Source organism: Nocardioides sp., from assembly GCF_035429765.1.
Lineage (GTDB): Bacteria > Actinomycetota > Actinomycetes > Propionibacteriales > Nocardioidaceae > Nocardioides.
In genome coordinates this window covers 1-2,161 of the sequence record NZ_DAOMFK010000316.1, presented here as the reverse complement: position 1 = coordinate 2,161, position 2,161 = coordinate 1, and the positions used below count along the sequence as shown (strand labels likewise).

Below are 2,161 nucleotides of genomic sequence, written 5' to 3'. Positions count from 1 at the left end.
TCCAGTACGCCGCGTTCACGGCCGCCTTGCCGGAGGTCGCCAGCGCCCGGCTGACCGGCGTGTCGGGGGGCGCTGCGGCCGCCGCGCCGCCGCCGGAGGGCGCCAGGGCCACCAGGGCCACGGCCAGTACGGTTGCTGCCCGGGCGAGCCGGGTACGGACGGACAGGTGGCTGTGCCGCATGCGGCCCGAGCATAGAGGAGACGACGTGCCTTCAGTCCGTGACAACCCGGTCAAGCACCGCTACGAGATCCGCGAGGGCGACCAGCTCAGGGGGTTCGCCGACTACGAGCTGACCACGCAGCGGATCACCTTCACCCATGCCGAGGTCGACCCCGCCTTCAGCGGGCAGGGGCTGGCGCGGCGACTGGTCGGCGAGGCTCTCGACGACGCCCGGCGCCGCGGCCTGGCCGTGCTGCCGGTCTGCCCCTACGTCCGCAAGGTCATCAAGAAGCACCCCGAGCGGTACCTCGACCTCGTGCCCGCCGACCTCAGGGGCCGGTTCGGGCTACCCGCGCCGACCACGGGACAGCCGTAGCCGCCGGCCCCGGTCCACGTCCTCGCGCTCCTTGGCCTGGGCCTTCACGAGGGTGCGCGTGTCGCGCGGCGGGAGCTGCAGCTCCTCCTCGGCCGGCAGACCGGCCTGGAGCTGGCGCCCCCGCTCCAGCTCGGCGTCCAGCTCGGCACCGAACAGCAGGGCGAGGTTGGTGATCCACAGCCAGAGCAGGAACACGACGGCCCCGGCCAGCGACCCGTAGGTGCGGTCGTAGGCGGCGAGGTTGGCCAGGTAGAAGCCGAACGCCGCCGAGGCGAGCACCCAGGTGAGGATGGCCACGCCCGCGCCCACGCTGACCCAGCGGAACCTGGGGGGTCGCACGTTGGGGGTGGCCCAGTACAGCAGCGCGACCATCACCATGACGATCCCCAGCAGCACCGGCCACTTGAGCACGTTCCAGACCAGGACCGCGGTGTCGCCCACCCCCAGCGCCGTCCCGACCGCGGTGGCCATCGGGCCGCTGACGACGAGACCCAGCGAGACCAGCGTCGCGAGCACCACCAGGACCAGCGTCACGAGCAGCATCGCGGGCCGCAGCGTCCAGATCGGGCGGCCCTCGCGTACCTCGTAGATCCGGTTCATCGCCCGGGCGAAGGACCCCACGTAGCCCGAGGCGGTCCACAGGGCGGTGGCCAGCCCCGCGAGGAAGGCCAGCCCGACGCCGGGGGTGCGGCTCAGCTCGAGCAGCGTCGGCTCCACGACGTCGGCGGCCCCACCGGCCCCCACGTCCCGCAGGATCCCGACCAGCGTGTCGACGGTGTCCGGCCCGCGGCCGACCAACCCGACCAGGGACAGCAGGGCGATGGCCGCGGGGAACACCGACAGCACCGCGTAGTAGGTCAGCGCCGCAGCCTGGTCCGGACACTCGTCGCGCGAGAACTCCCGCAGGGTCCGACGTACGACGTACCGCCAGGACGGCGCGGTGACCTCGCCCAGCTCGTCGGGCTCGGCGGGGTGGTCCGGCGGCGCCTGGACGGGTGCGCCGGTCCCGCGCCCGGTCACCCCTCGTACACGGGGGTCGGCTCCGGGGAGGTGTCGGAGCCCTTGACCTTCGCGGCGGCGCTCGCGGCGGCGGCCGCGACCTTCTCCTGGACCTCGGGAGCCTTCTGCTTGACCAGGTCCTGGGCCTGGGCGGCGGTCCCCTGCACCTTCGGGTCGTTCCAGACCTTCGTGGCCCGGGACCTGATCGTCTCGTACCGCTGACGGCCGGCCTTGGCACCCAGGACGTACCCGACTGTCAGGGCCGCCAGGATCATCCACTTCTTCATCCGGCTCGCTCCCTCTCACTCGTTGCTCGACGTAGGGACCCCTGGTACCCCTCGGACAGAGTGGCAAACACCCCGAGCCGCCACGGGGCCGCAGGGGAGCCACCGGCAAGTCGTCCGATCAGGATGGTCCGAGGGCGCCGCCGGGCCGATAATGTGACGCGCGACGCAAGGAGCCCGCGCAGGATGATCCAGTTGGTCCACCAGCCCCGGAGCCCCGTCGGGGTGGCGCGCCCCCCCGAGCCGGGGCCCGTCGTCGATGTCGCCCTCGGCGTGGTCGCGGCGACCGCGGGCACCGGCGCCGCGCTGGCCCGGCTCGGCTGGCGGGTGGCCTCCCCCGTC

At 73.6% G+C, this 2,161-nt stretch carries 4 protein-coding genes; 1 reads left to right on the top strand and 3 read right to left on the bottom strand.

Annotated features, from left to right (window positions below; genetic code table 11):
- On the bottom strand, positions 1–181 hold a 181-nt coding region (locus PLP61_RS16690), incomplete at its 3' end, for a hypothetical protein (RefSeq protein ID WP_324503905.1).
- Positions 182–206: 25 nt separating this feature from the next.
- Here PLP61_RS16690 and PLP61_RS16685 point away from each other — a divergent pair.
- Complete coding sequence (locus tag PLP61_RS16685; RefSeq protein WP_324503903.1) at positions 207–536, top strand: GNAT family N-acetyltransferase; 330 nt, start codon at positions 207–209, stop codon at positions 534–536.
- On the opposite strand, the gene PLP61_RS16680 is transcribed toward PLP61_RS16685, so the two are convergent.
- Both PLP61_RS16680 and PLP61_RS16675 read right to left on the bottom strand, forming a co-directional pair.
- Positions 507–1,556 carry a YihY/virulence factor BrkB family protein gene (locus tag PLP61_RS16680; protein ID WP_324503901.1) on the bottom strand — a complete coding sequence of 350 codons (1,050 nt, stop codon included), beginning with the start codon at positions 1,554–1,556 and terminating at the stop codon, positions 507–509. The genes PLP61_RS16685 and PLP61_RS16680 overlap by 30 nt on opposite strands.
- The gene (locus tag PLP61_RS16675) at positions 1,553–1,822 is read right to left on the bottom strand and encodes a hypothetical protein (RefSeq protein ID WP_324503899.1); all 270 of its coding nucleotides are present in this window, start codon (positions 1,820–1,822) and stop codon (positions 1,553–1,555) included. The genes PLP61_RS16680 and PLP61_RS16675 overlap by 4 nt, the downstream gene beginning before the upstream one ends.
- Positions 1,823–2,161: the final 339 nt, after the last annotated feature.

Coding starts and splice junctions, on each gene's coding strand:
- PLP61_RS16675 (WP_324503899.1), bottom strand. CDS start 1,822: ATGAAGAAGTGGATGATCCTGGCGGCCCTGACAGTCGGGTACGTCCTG.